The following is an 18,053-nucleotide window of genomic DNA, read 5'->3' as shown; positions in this document are numbered from 1 at the left end:
GGCTTCTATTGTTTCGCCCGACTGACCTTAATTTTAATACCGTCCTCTTCTTGCAGTGCTTGGCGTAGACGATCGCGAACCTCTGTCAAATCTGGTTTTAGTCCGATCGCTCGCTGATAGTATTTGATTGCAGCTTTGATATCTCCTGATTGGTGGTGAACCTTGCCCAAATCGTAATTGAGTGCAGCATAGCGATCTCGATCCGCTGCGGATAGTTTATCTTGTGCATAGAAGACGGTTGCGATTCCTACCTCGGCTTCAAGGTAGTTGGGTCGCAGGGCTTGGGCGCTTTGGTAATGTGCGATCGCATCGTCCAAGTTTCCTTGTTCTTGTAGGGCAAATCCTAGATGATAGTGAACTTCTGGTTGGTTTGGATTTAGGACGAGAGATTGCCGATAGTATTCCGTTGCAGTTTCTAAATCATCTGCCTGTTTGCAGTGGTTGCCTAATTTATAATTGAGGGCAGCATAATCCGCTTGTTTTTCTGAGGGTAGCTTTCCCTGAGCATAAAGAGCATTCGCTAAACTAACTTCGGCTTCAAGATAGTTGGGTTGCAGGGCTTGGGCGCTTTGGTAATATGCGATCGCCTCGTCCAAGTTTCCTAGTTTTTGGAATGCGATGCCGAGGTGATAGTGAGCTTCTGCTAGAGTGGGCTGCATTGTGATGGATTGGCGATAGTATTCGATCGCAACCTTTAAATCACCTACCTGTTTTCGTTTACTACCCAATTCATAGTTGAGGGTAGCGTAATGCAGCTGCTTTTCTGGGGGTAATGTTCCCTGGGCGTAGCGAGCATTTGCCAAAATTACTTCTGCTTCGATGGAGTTGGGCTGGAGTTCTTGGGATTTTTGGTAATGTGCGATCGCGGCTTCCCATTGATTCTGTTGTTGCAACGTATAGCCAAGATTATGATGGATTGCTGATGAAAGCATTGAGGATTCGGAGGGGAGTGCTAAAGCTTGCTGATATGCTGCTTGTGCTTCTGGTAATTGATTTTGAGCTTGATGCAAGTTGCCTAAACTAAACCAGGCTTTCACATCTTGAGGTTGCAGCTCAAGGACATATCTGAACAACTCTTCAGCGATTGAGTACTTTCCTTTGTGGTGCATCAAGACTCCTAACCGATAGAGTGCGCCTGGGTGTTGAGGTTGCACGTTCAGAATTTGACGATAGCCTTGCTCTGCTAGATCGAGTCGGTTGGTTTGTTGGTAATGGCCAAAACGGTGGAGCGCTTCCGGAATTGTTCTTAAATTTAGCGCTTGATTTTGGTGCGATCGCTTGGGCTGGATCAGCATGGTTTTGATCTGACGGGCTTTGGCTCCAAACGAAAACTTGTATGCCTCGTTGCCGATCAGGAAATCATAGACTTTAAATTTATTGTCGATCGCATGTTGAATCCCATAGGCATGAAGAACCAGACCAGAAGAAAGCTCTTTTACGTTGTCGTCTCGACCTGCCATGAAGAAGAGAGCCGTTTTGCGATCAAAATCCATTAGGTTTGCGATCGCACCCAGCGGTTGGTTTCCTTGCCAGAGTACTGGTAAGTATAAGGTTTGGTGTTCAAAGCTATGACGCAAAACCAACCCGACGTTCTCTACGATTTTTTGGCAGTAGTCTGCGCCTTTTCTGCCTTCCCAATTGGTTTGCCAAAATCCTAAGAGGATCTCTAGATGAAGATCTAAATTCTCTGCGTTGACCTGAGTCAGGTGGAACTCGTTGGAGCTTTCAACTTTTCTCAAGAGGCGTCTGATTTTCTGTCGAGTGTTGGAGCTGACGACGGTTTGCAGGTACTGTTCCCAGTCGTCTGGCAAAGCGATGTACGGAACAATGCTATTATCGATTTGATCTACTAAATCGCTCAACTGTTCCTGTTGTGCCAATTCAAAGGCTTCTGTGGAGAACTGATCCAGGAACCGACTCATTCGACCTTTGCTCGTTTGAATATTTTCGACTTCAAAAATAGACCAAGTTTCCTGCTGTTGCTGAAAGAATTGGGCAAAGGCAGAAGTGACTGCTGCTTCGTATTCTGGCAAGCAAATAAACCCAAGATGCTCTGAATCTGCAACTCCCATCATCGACAGACGACTCTGGAGCCAGCCTTCGGGATGTTCTGCGATCCCAATTTCTAGCGGAAAAAATGCCACATACTCTGAAGTCGGGGCAGTTGATTTTGCCGCTAATATAAACCACGCGGCACGGGAATGGCTGCGCAATTTTTTCATCAGCACACCAGATAGCCAAGTCCAAGACAAGAAAAATTGAGCTTCAGAATCGGTTTTGTATACGGAGTCCCAATGGTTTCTGATCGTTTGAAACGTTTCAAAATTATCAATGATCTCAATTTCGATGTCTTTCATACTGAACTCTTTGGCAGATGTAAGGTGACGCAGTTGCAAAAAATCTCCTGGGTGAAAGCGGCCAAGTATCGCTTTCAAGAGCCAGGAGATTTGTGAACTATCAAAAGCTAAAGTGGAAGAACCCAGGTTTGCAAGTATGAGGTTGCGGCGATTCCGAAATGGTAGAAAACGTAAGCTCCAGCACGCTGAGAAGGTTACACAACCATTTGGGTTCCACAACACTCACTCAATTTCTAGTCTTTGCCATAGCCCTTGCCATAGTCTTTGCCATAGACCTTGCCGTAGTCTTTGCCATAGACCTTGCCGTAGTCTTTGCCATAGACCTTGCTATAGACCTTGACGTAGACCTTGCCGTAGTCTTTGCCATAGCCCTTGCCGTAGTTACTTCCGCCTACTAAAGTGTTTGCGGATTCAGCTTGCTCTAAGTAGTTCAAGTCGTTAATAATCATTTAGATTTCTCTCCCGAATCAAAAGTGATTTTTGTTAACTGCTTTAGTCTTGACGCGTCGAACTATACTTGGACTTTGGACAAAAAATTTCTTTTCTTAAAGTGTAGAAAAAACCTGGATTGTTGCGGCGGCGACCGCGCTTACACGAATGATGTGCTAAAATTTCTTGCCCTCAGGCGCCTGTTCTCTAACAACTACCAATAATTAAGCATGTAATACAATCTATCTAAAGAAGTATAAAAATTTTGGTTCTTCAGTATATGGGATACCAAATACGTCTGTAAATCAGCTTGAAACCATTGCTGGGCAATAATAAAAGTCTTATTCTTAGCGTTTTTGGCTTGATTATGAATTGATGTTAAAACTGCCTGTAAGTCCTGATTATCAATGTATTTTACGGACTTTAGACATCGTAATGTTTTAAATTTAATTGTCAAGTTAATTGCGGGTTTGACTGCTTATACTTATTTGTTTTAACAACCATTTCTTGATATCTACCCCCAAGACTTACCTGCTCAACATCCTGCTATTTTTAGTTAGTCGAACTTACATTTATTTATTAAATCCAAAATCCAATATTCGGTCATTAGTCATTTTCGCTTATCACGAAAGACAAAGGACAATAGACAAATGACGGTGGACAGAGGACAAAGGAAAAATGAGCAATGTATTTCGGGAATTTCTGCAAAAAGTAGGCAGCGGAAACCACACAGCCGAGAATTTAACTCGCGCCCAAGCAGCCACCGCTATTAAAATGATGCTGCTGGGTGAAGCGACACCAGCCCAAATTGGAGCCTTTTTGATTGCTCACCGAATCAAGCGTCCTACGGGAGAAGAGTTAGCTGGAATGTTGGATGCTTATGAAGAACTGGGGCCAAAACTGCAACCCATAGCCTCTGGGCGACCAGTGATCGCTCTTGGCATCCCCTATGATGGTAGGACACGCACAGCACCAATTAGTCCGGTAACAGCTTTACTACTCGCCGCAGTGGGACAACCAGTGGTAATGCATGGTAGCGATCGCCTACCAACTAAGTATGGCTTACCTCTGATAGATATTTGGCAGGGTTTAGGAGTCGATTGGACTACCTTACCCCTAGCAAAAACTCAACAAGTATTTGAGCAAACGGGAATCGGCTTTATCTATCTACCTCAGCATTTTCCCTTAACTACAAGTATTTGGGAGTACCGCGACCAACTTGGCAAACGTCCGCCGTTGGCGACAATGGAGCTAATTTGGTGTCCTTATGCTGGGCATGCTCACGTAATTGCAGGGTTTGTCCATCCGCCGACAGAAGGAATGTTTCAGATAGCTTTAGGACTGCGGGGAGTAACAAAATTTACATTAGTCAAAGGATTGGAAGGTAGTTGCGACTTACCACGCGATCGCACTGCAATCATCAGCTTATCCTCATCTGTAGCACCCCAAGAGGTAGAACGATTGCACCTCGTACCGCGTGATTACGGCTTTACTACCAAGAACGTACCCCTTGGAACTACTGAAGAACTGGTGGCGGATATTCAAGCGGTTTTAGCAGGTAAACCAGGTGAATTAATGCAAACAGCCTTGTGGAATGGCGGATTTTATCTCTGGCGGAGTGGTATTTGTTCAGATATGGCAGAGGGTTTAGCTAAAGCAGAAGAATTATTAACCAATGGTATAGTAGCAGCTAAACTCCAAGAACTGAGCCAGGTAGTAAATTCAGTATCAGCAGATATAGCCTTTAGGGTGTCAACGACTTCTCCAAAATAGACTTTTGTTGCAACCAATCTTTACCTACTTGGATACTGATATCCGAGCCAAGGTTGCCAGTGCTTTCCACGCGCACTTCTCCAAATCCCAAAGTGTTGCGAATTGATTCGGCACTGTCACCATCTCCTTGTTGGGCGACAATGTGAGTTACATCTAGAGGTTCACCCCATGCCTTGGCGACATAGATATTGCGATATCCAGATTTTTCCAAGGCTCTAATTAACGGTTGGAGGTTAGAGCGATCGCCACCTGTACTATCTTGAATTGCTACACGCAAAGAGCGGGGGTCGGTCGCAGTCGCCAGCTGTTCCTGTTCTGACTCCAAACCAAAGTGTTGAGCCATCAGTTTCGCAATACCATCTTTGTTGGGCAACCAATAGCTAGCATCAAACTCGCCTTTTTCGCTAAAGCGACCTGGCAGCATTAACATTTGCATATTAGAGCGATTTGTCCGCACCCCAAAACCCATTAGCGCCACTAACTCTTCAACTGTCAAGTTGGTATCAATGTGTTCTTTGACGACATCAAGAACTTTAGGTAATTGAGCAACAGTAGCTGGGTTGAGTGTTTGCTCCATCAAAGCGCGGATGACCATTTGCTGGCGCTGAATCCGACCAATATCACCGAGTTCGTCATGGCGAAAACGCAGCAATTGTAGTGCCTGATCGCCATTGAGATGCTGCTTACCCGCCTTCAAATTGATGTACAAGTGCTGAGAATCATCTTGGTATTTCATATCTTTAGGGACGTAAACAGTCACGCCACCCAAAGCATCAATCAGCTTGGCAACTCCCAAAACATTAATTCGCACATAGCGATCAATTCCCGCCCCTCCTAAGAGATTACTGACAGTTCTGGCAGTCAAAGCTGGCCCACCTTCAACATTGGCGGAATTAATTTTTTTCACTCCATACCCCTCTATTTGTGTGCGGGTATCTCTGGGAATGGAGAGCATATTTATTTTTTTCGTCTCTGGATCAAATTTGACCAAGAGCATCACATCAGAAAGACCATCAAAAGAGTTTACTTGGGGTAGGTATTTGAGATTTTTGGTATCTTCAGGAGGGTTTTGGATATCTGGGGGAAGTACACTCATTCCCATCACCAAAAGATTTACCGGACGAGTTAATTCTGAAAATCGCAGTACACCTCCAGAAATGCGATCGCTATCAAAGGCCGCCTCATCCTTGGGAGTTAGCTGGGCTTGTTGCAAAGGCGTACTGGTTAAAGATACCGCCAAAAGTGCCCCCGCAGTTGCTGACACCATTGCAATACCACTCATACCTACCCAAAACCACAGCCAACGTCCTGATGTCGATTTCTGGGAAATTTTTTTACTAGACTTTGAGGCTTTTCCCGACTGGTTTTCTTCCGCCGAACTTCTTTGAATGGTCACAGACTTCCTCACACTTACTCACTAATCAAATTCAGTAATTTTGCAGACTAAAAACACCCAAACAAATCAACCCATAATAGCTAACTCTTAATTATCAGTGCTAACTTTTTTAATGTAGTGTCAACCACAACACTTATAGCAGCATTTATTCTTTTTTTGGGACAACCTGGAGATGTTTTACTGAAGTATGGCAATAATAAACTGGATTTGACTAGATATATAAATAAATAAGCCATAATTTTTCCAAAAATCAGTAAAAACACCGACAAATTATCACCCTAAAAAATTAAGATAAATACTTGCCAAGCACTCGTTCTGCTAAATTACTAAACCCTGGTAAACGACCAGATTTGCCCTGCATTAGACGCAAAATCAACCAAACACTTACTAAAAAGTAACCTGACGTGAGAAAGCTATTGAGGATAAATAGACGTAGCGGAAAAAAATCTGAAGTTGCTGCTCCGGTAGCTAATAATAGATAACTCAACAACCAAGTAAGTGCCAAAGTAATAGACAGACGACTAATAGCAAGTTGTTCCCGACTACCCTGGCCCCGATAGAGCGTCCACAAGGATGGAAAAAAGCCGACGATCGGAACTAAATGTAAAAGCAACTGTGTTTTGGGCATTGGGGATGGTGGGGTCCCCTCTGGGGATAAGGGGTAAGGGGCATTGGGCATTGGGAATGGGGCATGATTATTCTCCCCCTGCTCCCCTGCTCCCCTGCTCCCCTGCTCCCCTGCTCCCCTGCTCCCTTGCTCCCCTGCTCCCCACTCCCCATTCTCTTTTGGTTCAAAATTCTTCATTGGGGTTAGTCTAACTCCTAAACTAGAAGGATGAATAAGACTCATATAGTTAGAGATAATAAGCTGTAAAGAAAAATTTCATTTAGTTCTATTCCGCAATCAGCTCAAAATGCAGACACGTAAGCTACTCGACTGGTGGCAAACATTCACTCCAATAGCGCGAATCGGGGCGATCGCGCTATTCGCTCCGCTGCTAGTTATCAATGGTTGGGCAATTTCGGTATTTTTCAATTATTTCCATTCTCTCATAGTCATTTTAGTCGGAGCCTCAGTGCTAGCATTTCTGCTCAACTACCCCGTGAGCTGGATGGAGCATCATGGTGCTAAGAGAGAGCAAGTTGCTATTTTAGTATTTCTCTTGGCTTTATCGATTTTATTGGCGTTGGGTGTGACACTTTTTCCCCTGGCTCTTACCCAAGCTCAACAACTGGTGGCGCGTTTACCAGAGTTAATTGACTCTGGACGCTCTCAGTTAATGATATTAAACGGAAAAGCTGAGACTTTTGGCTTACCGATTAACCTCGATGCCCTGGTGGTGCAAATCAATGATCGCGTCAAAGGACAATTACAAGCGATCGCAGGACAAGTTTTAAATCTGGCTGTACTCACAGTTACTAGTCTGCTAGATATTCTCTTGACGATGGTTTTGACTTTTTATCTTTTACAGCATGGGGGTGAACTCTGGGAAAGTTTAGTCGAATGGCTACCTAATAAATTTCGTGAGCCTTTCTCTAAAACAGTCCGCTTAAGCTTTCAAAATTTCTTCATCACCCAGTTGATTCTATCTACCTGTATGGCTTCAGCCCTTATTCCTACCTTTTTGTGGCTGAAAGTGCCGTTTGGATTGCTATTCGGACTAACTATTGGCCTGATGGCTCTCGTCCCCTTTGGCGGTTCTGTAGGCATCGCCCTGACTACACTATTGGTAGCGTTGCAAGATTTTTCAATGGGTGTGAGAGTGTTGATCGCAGCGGTAATTGTACAGCAAATTCTCGAAAACTTAATTGCTCCCCGAATTTTAGGCAGTTTTACTGGTTTAAATCCAGTTTGGATTTTAATTTCGGTCTTAACAGGGGCAAGAATTGGCGGATTGTTGGGTGTAATTGTGGCAGTACCTACAGCTGTTGTAATTAAGACTGCTTTAAGTGCCTTGCGTCCTGTTACCGGGACAAACGACAGCGCCATTGGGGAGATAACTGCATCCGTTCCAGCAAATGAGTCCTCGAAAGCTGACGCAAACAACACTTTGAGCATTTCTGAAGCAACATTGCCTTAATACAAGAAGGCAGGAACAGGAAGTGTATCATCAGTTATTTATCAGGAACGGTAAGGGGCAAGGGAAAGGGTAAAAAGCTATTGCTCCTATGGTAGGGGACTATTATCAACCTTTTACCCTTTACCCCTCTTATTTATTAAATTCTGTTGCAAGCGATTGTTTAATATAAAAATTTTCCAAATACCGTGAAAAGTCAGTCCTTGCCACAAGACATGAATGCCAATTGGTGTTTTGCTTCAATGTTCTAGATAGCTTTCAAGCTTTGTCATACCATTTCTTTGTGAGGCTGCGCCAAACTCTCTTAACTTCTTCTTTCTTTCTTTCTTTCTTTCTTTGTGTCCTTCTCTTACGAGACGCTGCGCGAATGCGTCCTTTGCGGTTCGTTTTTCTTTCTTGTATTTAAGTATGGTTTAGCGCATCTTCATACAGAATTGGTATCACTTCTGTCTCGCGACCATAAAACATTAACGCATCCATAGTATTGTCCCAATCCTGTTGGAAATTTGTCTTTCGGGTTTCTGACTCTTGACTTAACTCCAATAACTTGAGTGTTCTGAATTAAATACAAGCTGAAGAATAGAGCATAAACATCATCACTAACCCAATTACAGAAGCTTTTAATCATAGAAGCAACAACTGCCTATTATAATTTTCAAGAAACTCAATATGGGCGATCGCTTTCAAGCAGTTGTCTTTGCTCTCGATATACATAGGATTCACATGAGTACAATCACTACCAAAGACGGTACGCAGATATACTACAAGGACTGGGGAACAGGGCCCACAGTTATTCTCTCGCACGGCTGGCCGCTTAATGCTGATAGCTGGGAAATCCAAGCGCTGTTCCTGGCATCGCAGGGCTATCGCGTCATCACCCATGATCGCCGTGGGCATGGCAGATCAAGCCAGCCCTGGAATGGTAACGAGATGGACACCTATGCCGACGACCTCGCTACGCTGATCGAAACGCTTGACTTGAATGGTATTACTCTAATCGGCTTCTCCACGGGTGGTGGTGAAGTCGCTCGCTATATCGGTCGCCACGGTACAGCACGGGTAGCCAAAGCAGGGCTGATTTCCGCAGTTCCGCCACTGATGCTGAAAACAGAGTCCAATCCTGGCGGACTACCGATCGAGGTTTTCGACAACCTCCGTGCTGGTTCTATCGCCGATCGCTCGCAGCTATATAAGGATCTTGCTAGCGGCCCGTTTTTTGGCTTCAACCGCCCAGGTGCAAAAGTCTCACAAGGTCTAATCGACTCTTTCTGGTTGCAGGGGCTGCAATCAGGACACAAAAGCGCACTCGACTGTATCAAAGCGTTCTCTGAGACGGATTTCACCGAGGATCTCAAACGGTTCGATGTGCCAACCCTGATTATCCACGGTGACGATGACCAGATCGTGCCCATCGCGGCTGCGGGGCTGGCTTCAGCTAAGATCGTCAAGAATGCCCGTTTAGAAGTCTACGAGGGCGCACCCCACGGTCTCACTAATACTCATGCAGACAGGCTCAACGCCGATCTGCTGTCGTTCCTCAAGGGGTGACACCGAGCCACTGATTTAAAACATCAATGTCGAAGACCCGAACGGGTGCGTTCTCGTTTTTTCGCAACCCGTTTCGGACAACTCTTTCAAACTCAACAACTACAGCACTCATAATCATGAAAAAACTAGAAGGGAAAATTGCAATTGTTACGGGTGCATCCAAAGGAATCGGTGCCTCTATTGCCAAACATCTGGCAGCCGAAGGTGCGGCAGTTGTCGTCAATTATTCATCTAGCAAAGAAGGAGCCGATCGCATTGTCGCTGAGATTGTCAGCGAAGGCGGTAAGGCGATCGCAGTACAGGCAAATGTTGCAAAAAAGGCAGAGATCGAACATCTTTTTGCAGAGACGCAGCAGGTATTCGGCAAGCTAGATATTTTGGTCAACAATGCCGGAATTTATGAATTTTCCCCAATCGAAGACATCACCGAAGAGCATTTCCATAAGCATTTCGATCTGAATGTGCTGGGATTAATCCTCACCTCACAACAGGGAGTAAAGCACTTCGGATCGGCGGGTGGCAGCATCATCAATATCAGTTCGATCGTTAGCACGCTTGCGCCCGCGAACGGCTCGGTCTATAGCGCCACTAAAGCGGCAGTCGATGCCGTCACGAAGTCACTAGCCAAAGAACTGGGTTCACGCAACATCCGTGTTAATTCCATCAATCCTGGCATGGTGGAAACGGAGGGCACGTACACAGCAGGAATAACTGTAGCCAAGAGCGAAGACCGCCAACAAACTGAAGCACACACCCCCCTTGGCCGCATTGGACAGCCACAGGACATCGCACCTGCCGTCGTCTTTCTTGCGTCCTCCGATTCAGCATGGATCACCGGCGAAACGCTGTACATATCGGGTGGACTTCGTTAGGCATTTGGCGCAGTTCGTTTAACTCATTTGACTGTAAACAAATTTCAGAATGTGAGTCGATTCTTTCCTTGTCTGTTGCCGGAGGAGCGCTGATGGTAATCCCAGCTAACCACTTACTTTTCGCTCCTCCACACAGCAACTGCTCATGGCTTTATGTCTATCGTAGATGTAGAGCCAATTTCTTTATTAAAGATAGACTTTTCTCAGCACTTACATAATTCACGCCTTGAGAGTACAGCCTGAAATGGACTCTGCAAGAATTGCTATTTGCTGAGTAAATTGGGATATAGATGCGGAAAATTTTTCTGTGTAAACTTGACCAGCAAATGGTAATGAAAAACTATTATCAAGATTTTTTAATTCGTGATTGGGTGAAAAGCGATCGCACAAGAGCCGCTGAAGTGATCAGTTATGTATTATCAGAATACGGTCTGGGTTGGGAACCAAACGGTGCTGACCGAGATGTGCTGCGTGTAGAGGAATGTTATTTAGCTACTGGGGGAGAGTTTTGGGTAATTGAACACCAAAGTCAGTTAGTAGGTACAGGAGCATACTACCCCATACACCGAGGCGAAAAAGCTGTAGAAATCCGCAAAATGTATCTTTTGCCCAGCATCAGGGGTTTGGGATTAGGGAAATATTTGTTACAACAGCTAGAAGCAGCGATCGCAAAGCGTGGTTTTCAACAAATTTGGATTGAAACCGCCAGTGTTTTGGTGGAAGCAGTCAAGCTGTATGAAAGCAACGGCTACACTCCAGCAACAGGAGTAGAAACAACAAGATGCGATCGCGTGTATGTTAAGTCATTGGTCAATGACTAATGACTAATGACTAATGACTAATGACAAAGGACAATTCTAAATGCACGCTTGGATTAAAAATCTCACAGGCTTACTCAATCTTTTTCTCCAATCCCATTGCCCTCTATGTCAACGCGCAACTTCCCAAGAATTCTGTCAGAACTGCACCAGACAACTGCAAAAATGTCAACGTAAAGACCCGATTTCTCTATGGCAAGAGCCTATACCTGTGTTTGGCTGGGGGGAATATGGTGGCCCGGTGAAACGAGCAATTGCAGCGATGAAATACGAAAATCAACCCCAAATAGCTCGTCCTTTGGGTCAATGGTTAGGGGAAGCATGGTTGTTAAATTCACCGAGGCGAGATAGCCAGCCTGTAGTAGTTCCTATCCCACTCCACGCTAGCAAACAAAAGCAACGTAAATACAATCAAGCCGCACTGATAGCACAAAGTTTCTGCGAAATAACCGGATTAAAATTGAAACTAAACGGTTTAGCAAGAGTGCGAGAAACTGAAGCGCAGTTTGGTTTGTCGGTATCTAAACGAGAAAAAAACTTGGATAAAGCTTTTGCTATTGGGCAAGAATTTCGCCATCGTCCTCCAAATGTCCCAGTGCTGTTAGTGGACGACATTTATACTACTGGTGCTACTGCCAGGTCTGCTGTGCAAACACTTCGTCAGTATGGAATTGTGGTCTTAGGATTAGTAGCTGTAGCTACTGCCGTCAAAGACGGATAAATTAAGAAGCAATAGGCAAGCTTTGACAGATAAGTACATAAATTGACCAAATTACCCTATTTTTGTAGAAAAATTGCTTGAAATGTATGAATAAAGTTTTGGCGGCAGGTTTAAAACAACTCATCATCATTCCTGCCACATTGCTGGCAATAGGCATTAGTACCAGCGCAGCTTTTGCTCAAAATAAATTGTATAGTCCAATTCCTTTATCTAACAGTACTGAACTTTCCGATAGCCTGTCTGACAAAGACATTCCCACCGGTCAAGGTGGGTTTGCCCGTGATTACACAGTGAAGTTGCAGAAGGGTGATAATTTAGCAGTTGACCTGTCATCAGAAAACTTTGACAGCATCATTACACTGCTGGCACCTGATGGTTCAACTCTGGCAGAAAATGATGATGGCCCTGATGGTAGTAGCAATTCCTTACTCTTTACTCGCATCGTGGAGACAGGGAGTTATGTGATTCGTGTCCGGTCTTTTGGGGAAACTGGGGTTGGGGCTTTTAAACTCAAGGTGACAAAGTTGCAACCGATTAAATGAAGTGGGCATTGGGCATTGGGCTATTAGTTATTAATTCTTTTCTCCCCCTGCTTCCCCTACCTCCCCTGCTCCCTCTGCTTCCCCCTTCCCCCTTCTTCCCCACTCTCTTCATCTTAAAAAACGGTCAATACACAAAGAAATAGGGCTTCAGTCCACTCAACGACTGCGCCGTAAGTATCTCCAGTGTGTCCACCTAATTTGTGGTTGAACCATGCACCAGTTAAAGTGGCGATCGCACTTCCAACAACTATCATTGTCAGTGCGAGAAATAGCTGCTGTTTATCTATTAGCCAAAGTAAACCACTCAAACTAAACAACAACAACAATCCCGGTAACAAATCTTTGTAAGAACGAATGGCTTGTTTGTGAAATGCGCCTTTACCAGTTGCTTTCAAATAAGGATATCGCGCGATCGCTAGTTGTTGTCCCCAACGTCCCCAGCCACAAGCAGCCATCAGCAATAACCAACGGCTTTCTGGCATATCCGCTAAAGCTGTTATTTTCAGTATCACCAAGGCGATCGCAGCCATTGCCCCAAAGGCTCCTGTAGCACTATCTGCCATCACCTCCAGTCGCCGATCTGGGTCGCCCACTGCCAAACCATCGGCAGTATCCATTGCCCCATCTAAGTGCAATCCTCCAGTTATGGCAATCCAAACACTTACTACCAAAGCACTACGAGTTAGCACGGGCATCCCCAGATAATCCATCCCCGTATCCAGTAACCCTAAAATTCCCCCAATTATCAACCCAACAAGCGAAGCAAGACGTGCCACTCCCTGAAAGTCCAATCCGTTTAAATACGGTAGTGGAATACTTGTATAAAATATAATACTAGCTGCCAGCTTTAACAGCAGCTTTTTCCACCACTGTTGCTGTTTCGTCATCTGAATTACATTAATTTTTGGTAAATTGCTGGATAATAGTCATAATTTCGGTACAACCGATATCAGTAGACTTTAAAACTTTAAATAAGATTTACTTCTATTAAACATTCTCGTTGAAAATTTTGTTATGCTGGTCTAAGTGGTAAACAAATAATTTTGAGTATTTTTTTATACAGAAACGAGTAACTTAGGAAATTAAAATTCCATCAGGGAGCAAAATTTGTGTTTTGTATTCGTTAACTAAAAACTTACTCCAAATTATTAGACGATTGCCCCATAAAATTGATATTTTTTTAAATGTAGGGAGTAAACAAGCTATTCAATTATGACAGTTTAGCTATGTTGTTGCTCTCCTTAGCTCAATCGCAATTTTCCTATGAGTCACCATCTACCCGACACCAGGATACCAGCTCCGTGCATTATTAACACGGGCATCATTGTGAATAAGCTCGACATCCGGCGATTGCTGGCAGATTTAGGTCGAGTCCACTACATCTACACCCAAGAAGATAAGGTACTGAGCGAGGGTGAAGGGGATGTGATGGAAGTTTTTGCCAATCCGCAAAGGTCTACCTTAGTGGCTAACCGCGCGCTATATCTGAATGTTTGTAGTTTTGATTACTTGGAACTAAAACAGTCATCGCAACAAGAAACCTACTTCGATTTGATACAAGAAGGATTGTGTCTGCGGTTGATTCCCCGATCAACCCCTTTACAAGAGCGACGAGAGCGAAGCTTCAATGTCAGCGCTATAGAAGCGATGATGGAACAAGTACTCTCAGCTAGGTGGGATGCAGAAATTGACGATGACTGTTCTGATTCTTTCTAAATAACAATTATTTAGAGTATATACTCGTAAAGTTGGTAACTAGGTTAGTAATGAATGCTTAAGTGTTCGCTAAAACTCAATTACCAATCTTGATGTTTGTTCATAATTTAGCCAAATAATATTAATTTTGCCCTAATACCATTTGGTTTTATGGCTGCTAGTACCGCAAGGCAAAAGTCAAAAGTCAAAAGTCAAAAGTCAAAAAGCTTTCATCTTAAGCTTTCTGACTGTAATGAAATGGTAGGTTTATTTCTGCCGCGTTGTACTAGTTATGGATTTCTGAAACTCTTTACCGATTAGTGTTTCACAATCCAAAATCTAAAATCTAAAATTCCAAATGGCATGAGTGCTAATTTTTCTTTTCAATGTCTTGCTTGCTGTAGTCAGACAAAAGCTAGAGCAGGAGTGTTTTTCACCCCTCACGGTCTTGTAGAAACCCCCAGATTTATGCCAGTAGGAACGCTGGCGAATGTCAAAACTATTACTCCATCTCAGCTACGAGATACTGGGGCACAAATGATCTTATCCAATACTTATCATCTTCACCTACAACCAGGGGAAGCGATCGTGGCTGGGGGTGGTGGGTTGCACAAATTTATGGGTTGGAACGGCCCAATGCTCACAGATTCAGGTGGGTTTCAGGTCTTCAGCTTAAGCGAGATGCGAAAAATTACTGAAGAAGGCGTAACTTTTCGCTCGCCCCATGATGGACAAATTATTAATTTAACACCAGAGCGCTCCATTGAGATTCAAAATACTTTGGGGGCCGATGTGATTATGGCCTTTGATGAGTGTCCGCCCTACCCAGCGACTCGCCAAGAGGTAGAAACTGCAACTGAGCGCACTTACCGCTGGTTAGAACGCTGCATAACGGCTCATCAACGCAGCGATCAGGCGTTGTTTGGGATTGTGCAAGGGGGCGTGTATTTGGATTTGCGTTGCCGTGCGGCGGAAGCTTTGGCTAAGTTGGATTTGCCCGGATATGCCATTGGTGGCGTGAGTGTGGGAGAACCGCCAGAATTGATGGCTGAGATTGTCAAAGTGACAGCACCGCTTTTACCCCCCGAAAAGCCGCGTTACTTGATGGGTGTGGGTACTTATCGGGAAATGGCGATCGCGATCGCATCTGGTATAGACTTATTTGATTGCGTCATTCCCACCCGCTGGGCAAGACATGGTACAGCGATAGTCCAAGGCGGACGCTGGAATTTAAAAAATGCTAAGTTTCGTGAAGATTTTACGCCATTAGATGAAACTTGCACGTGCTACACTTGTCAAAATTTTAGCCGTGCTTACATATCTCATTTAGTGCGATCGCAAGAAATTTTAGCTTATACCTTGTTGAGCATTCACAACATTACCGAACTAATTCGCTTTACGCAAAAAATTAGAGAAGCAATATTGAGCGATCGCTTTGTTGCAGAATTTGGTCACTGGCTCAACTCATCTGAATCGGCATCAGATGAGAGTGAAATTACAAATGACTATTGACCAATGATCAAGACTCAAACCATGTTAAGATACTTCTCAATTATGAAAGCTGTGTTGGATAGGTGGATTTAAACAAACATGGAAGCAGCACTTTTATTAGCAAAACTGCCAGAAGCTTACCAAATCTTCGATCCTTTGGTAGACGTTCTCCCAGTTATCCCCGTATTCTTCTTGTTGCTTGCTTTTGTTTGGCAAGCAGCCGTGGGATTTAGATAAGTTAATCTATTTTTCAATTTATAGGACAGGTACTCTACCTGTCCTATTTTTTTGCAGCGCTATGTTTTCTAAAGTTAATATTTATTAATATTTTGTAATGAATTATTATAATAAATAAGATGTTAATTAGTCCATGTCAATATGAAGCCTTGAAAGCCAAGCTTACAGTCAAGGAGGAATCAGTTATGGGTAATATCAAATTCGTTAAAGAAAATAAAGAAGTAGTGGCAGCAGATGGTGCTAATCTCCGGCTCAAGGCGATACAAAATGGTATTGACATATATACATTGATTGGCAAGATGACCAATTGTGGTGGTAATGGTCAGTGTGGTACTTGTGTTGTGGAGATAGTCGAAGGACTAGAAAATCTTTCCCCCCGCACAGATGTAGAAAACCGGAAATTCAAGAAAAAGCCAGAAAATTACCGCCTTGCCTGTCAAACTTTAGTGAATGGCTCAGTCAGCGTAGTCACGAAGCCTTAAGTTCTCAAATCTGTCATGTATCCAGTCAGTAGTCAAAATACTTACCAAAATTAAGTTTCCTCTCTACGAGACGCTACGCGGACATTTTGAATTTTGAATTTTGAATTGGTATAACTCTGTCATCGTTGATGCTATCCTAATGTTGTTGACTGGAAATTTAAGAGAGGCTTTCTTGCCATGCAAGTTAATGACCTGGGGTTCATAGCGAGCATTTTGTTCGTACTAGTCCCTGCTGTGTTTTTACTAATTCTGTACATCCAAACTGCTAGCCGCGAAGGTGGAAAAGATAGTTAAGAATTTGTGTATAAAATAAATAACCCCTGCACCAATAGTGTAGGGGTTTTTATTTATCAACTATCAATTTAGTGCTGTTAGCGTAGCCTGTGCTGGGTGCTGAATAGTAAAGACAAGACAAATCTTATTTCTTGACTATTTTGTGACAACAATTATTATACTCAGCACTGTTTACTTTAAGCGATTGTCCGCGCCAACAATACTGGACAAGTGGCATTGACTCGAACATAGTCAGACAAGGAAGATCCGATGAGCCGATCTATATCAACAAAACTCTTAGCGATCGATGGACGACGATCTGGAGAACCGAGCAATAATAAGTCTATATTCAACTCTTCTGCCAATCGACAAATTTCTTCACCAGGTTTTCCACTGCTGATATAAGAACGAGATTGGATGCCTTGTTTTTCAGCTTCTGCAACAGCAGCTGCTAAAACTGGATTTTTGTCTGAGTTAACCTTGGTTATTTCCGATTTTTTACCGCCAAAATCTGTACTAATATTTGCCAAAATTAATTCGCCGCCCGGAATATCTCGGAGTAAAAACAGTGCCAATTTCAAGCAGTTTTTTGCTGAGTCAGAGTTATCTATTGCCACCATAATGCGCTTAATTCTTTTAACATAAATGTCATCTTTTACCAGCAACATGGGGCGAGAAGATAGTTGGAAAACATACTGACTGACTGAGTTCGATAAAATCGATTGCAGCCGCTTCAGTCCGCGTGAACCCATAATAATCAAGTCAGCGTCGATTTCATCAGCTACTTGGCAAACCACATCTTTGGGGTCGCCTTCACGCAAAATTGAAGAAACTTGGCTAGGATCTAAGTTCAAGGTTTGAATGGCATTCGCCAGAATTTTGCCACCATTTTCCCATTTAGCTGTCATGGTAGCGGCAGTACTTTGTGCATGAACAACATGCAAAATTGTAACTTTTGCAGATTGAATTGAAGGGATTTCTTTCAGGGTTTTGAGCATTTCCTCTGCGTGTCCCAATCCCGATACAGCCAGCAAAATTCTTCTGATCATTTTACGTAATTTTTGTGAAGTTTACTTTTGTTTTCGCTGTTGGTACTTGGCTCTGGTCGGATTTTCACCACCTTGTTTGACAGCCTAGTTAGTAAGTTGGCACAAATAAACTTTGTTTTTTAGTATTTAACACTAAAACAAATGGCAAAGGATAAAAAACTAAACAAATATTTAAGTTTATTTGCACTTAGTTACTTAAACTTTCAACTATTAAGCATACTCTCAATGTAGCCCGATGAACTTAATAAATTATAATCTTAGTTATTATTTTTAATCTATGTTAATTTTTTTA

The 18,053-nt window shown here is 43.4% G+C and carries 18 protein-coding genes; 12 read left to right on the top strand and 6 right to left on the bottom strand.

The genetic code is table 11. From position 1 onward, the window contains the following. Nucleotides 1-5 precede the first annotated feature (5 nt). A complete protein-coding gene (locus HWQ40_RS15275) occupies nucleotides 6-2,579 on the bottom strand; it encodes a GNAT family N-acetyltransferase (RefSeq protein ID WP_292779106.1) in 2,574 nt (857 codons plus the stop codon). An 11-nt stretch (nucleotides 2,580-2,590) separates the two neighbouring features. Further along, the gene (locus tag HWQ40_RS15270) at nucleotides 2,591-2,806 is read right to left on the bottom strand and encodes a hypothetical protein (RefSeq protein ID WP_292779104.1); all 216 of its coding nucleotides are present in this window, start codon (nucleotides 2,804-2,806) and stop codon (nucleotides 2,591-2,593) included. 658 nt (nucleotides 2,807-3,464) lie between these two features. Between HWQ40_RS15270 and HWQ40_RS15265 the strand changes: the two genes are divergently transcribed. Next, entirely contained in the window at nucleotides 3,465-4,559 is a 1,095-nt protein-coding gene (locus HWQ40_RS15265; protein WP_292779102.1) for an anthranilate phosphoribosyltransferase family protein, read from the top strand. Here the strand turns inward: HWQ40_RS15265 and HWQ40_RS15260 are convergent. Continuing rightward, complete coding sequence (locus HWQ40_RS15260; protein ID WP_292779100.1) at nucleotides 4,531-5,955, bottom strand: LCP family protein; 1,425 nt, start codon at nucleotides 5,953-5,955, stop codon at nucleotides 4,531-4,533. The genes HWQ40_RS15265 and HWQ40_RS15260 overlap by 29 nt on opposite strands. Nucleotides 5,956-6,241: 286 nt before the next feature. Then, a complete protein-coding gene (locus tag HWQ40_RS15255) occupies nucleotides 6,242-6,583 on the bottom strand; it encodes a hypothetical protein (RefSeq protein WP_292779179.1) in 342 nt (113 codons plus the stop codon). A 286-nt stretch (nucleotides 6,584-6,869) separates the two neighbouring features. On the opposite strand from HWQ40_RS15255, the gene HWQ40_RS15250 reads away from it, so the two are divergent. From HWQ40_RS15250 to HWQ40_RS15225, 6 genes are all read left to right on the top strand, one after another. Next, entirely contained in the window at nucleotides 6,870-8,036 is a 1,167-nt protein-coding gene (locus tag HWQ40_RS15250) for an AI-2E family transporter (RefSeq protein ID WP_292779098.1), read from the top strand. Between the two features lie 720 nt (nucleotides 8,037-8,756). Further along, nucleotides 8,757-9,581 (top strand): alpha/beta hydrolase, encoded by an 825-nt coding sequence (locus HWQ40_RS15245; RefSeq protein WP_292779176.1) that lies wholly within the window; start codon nucleotides 8,757-8,759, stop codon nucleotides 9,579-9,581. Nucleotides 9,582-9,697: 116 nt separating this feature from the next. Further along, nucleotides 9,698-10,453: a glucose 1-dehydrogenase gene (locus HWQ40_RS15240; protein ID WP_292779096.1), complete on the top strand. Its 756-nt coding sequence runs from the start codon at nucleotides 9,698-9,700 to the stop codon at nucleotides 10,451-10,453. A 332-nt stretch (nucleotides 10,454-10,785) separates the two neighbouring features. Further along, nucleotides 10,786-11,274, top strand: coding sequence for a GNAT family N-acetyltransferase (locus tag HWQ40_RS15235; RefSeq protein ID WP_292779173.1), 489 nt, complete (start codon nucleotides 10,786-10,788; stop codon nucleotides 11,272-11,274). Nucleotides 11,275-11,314: 40 nt separating this feature from the next. Continuing rightward, the gene (locus HWQ40_RS15230) at nucleotides 11,315-11,992 is read left to right on the top strand and encodes a ComF family protein (RefSeq protein WP_104908223.1); all 678 of its coding nucleotides are present in this window, start codon (nucleotides 11,315-11,317) and stop codon (nucleotides 11,990-11,992) included. Between the two features lie 86 nt (nucleotides 11,993-12,078). After that, a complete protein-coding gene (locus HWQ40_RS15225) occupies nucleotides 12,079-12,534 on the top strand; it encodes a PPC domain-containing protein (RefSeq protein ID WP_094347993.1) in 456 nt (151 codons plus the stop codon). Nucleotides 12,535-12,647: 113 nt separating this feature from the next. On the opposite strand, the gene cobS is transcribed toward HWQ40_RS15225, so the two are convergent. Next, complete coding sequence (cobS, locus tag HWQ40_RS15220) at nucleotides 12,648-13,421, bottom strand: adenosylcobinamide-GDP ribazoletransferase (RefSeq protein WP_292779089.1); 774 nt, start codon at nucleotides 13,419-13,421, stop codon at nucleotides 12,648-12,650. A gap of 376 nt (nucleotides 13,422-13,797) precedes the next feature. Between cobS and HWQ40_RS15215 the strand changes: the two genes are divergently transcribed. From HWQ40_RS15215 to psbM, 5 genes are all read left to right on the top strand, one after another. Continuing rightward, nucleotides 13,798-14,250 (top strand): hypothetical protein, encoded by a 453-nt coding sequence (locus HWQ40_RS15215; RefSeq protein WP_292779087.1) that lies wholly within the window; start codon nucleotides 13,798-13,800, stop codon nucleotides 14,248-14,250. A 342-nt stretch (nucleotides 14,251-14,592) separates the two neighbouring features. Beyond that, on the top strand, nucleotides 14,593-15,741 hold the full coding sequence (tgt, locus tag HWQ40_RS15210; protein WP_292779085.1) for a tRNA guanosine(34) transglycosylase Tgt: 1,149 nt from the start codon (nucleotides 14,593-14,595) through the stop codon (nucleotides 15,739-15,741). 78 nt (nucleotides 15,742-15,819) lie between these two features. After that, a complete protein-coding gene (locus HWQ40_RS15205; protein ID WP_006195022.1) occupies nucleotides 15,820-15,957 on the top strand; it encodes a photosystem II reaction center protein K in 138 nt (45 codons plus the stop codon). Between the two features lie 185 nt (nucleotides 15,958-16,142). Continuing rightward, on the top strand, nucleotides 16,143-16,439 hold the full coding sequence (locus HWQ40_RS15200; RefSeq protein WP_292779083.1) for a 2Fe-2S iron-sulfur cluster-binding protein: 297 nt from the start codon (nucleotides 16,143-16,145) through the stop codon (nucleotides 16,437-16,439). Between the two features lie 177 nt (nucleotides 16,440-16,616). Beyond that, nucleotides 16,617-16,733 carry a photosystem II reaction center protein PsbM gene (gene psbM, locus HWQ40_RS15195; RefSeq protein WP_084227279.1) on the top strand — a complete coding sequence of 39 codons (117 nt, stop codon included), beginning with the start codon at nucleotides 16,617-16,619 and terminating at the stop codon, nucleotides 16,731-16,733. Between the two features lie 176 nt (nucleotides 16,734-16,909). Here psbM and HWQ40_RS15190 read toward each other — a convergent pair whose 3' ends face one another. Next, nucleotides 16,910-17,761, bottom strand: a complete 852-nt coding sequence (locus tag HWQ40_RS15190) for a universal stress protein (protein WP_292779080.1) — start codon at nucleotides 17,759-17,761, stop codon at nucleotides 16,910-16,912. Nucleotides 17,762-18,053: the final 292 nt, after the last annotated feature.

This window comes from Nostoc sp. NMS9 (assembly GCF_017114995.1).
Taxonomy (GTDB): Bacteria; Cyanobacteriota; Cyanobacteriia; order Cyanobacteriales; family Nostocaceae; genus Nostoc.
This window is presented reverse-complemented; position numbering and strand designations above follow the sequence as displayed.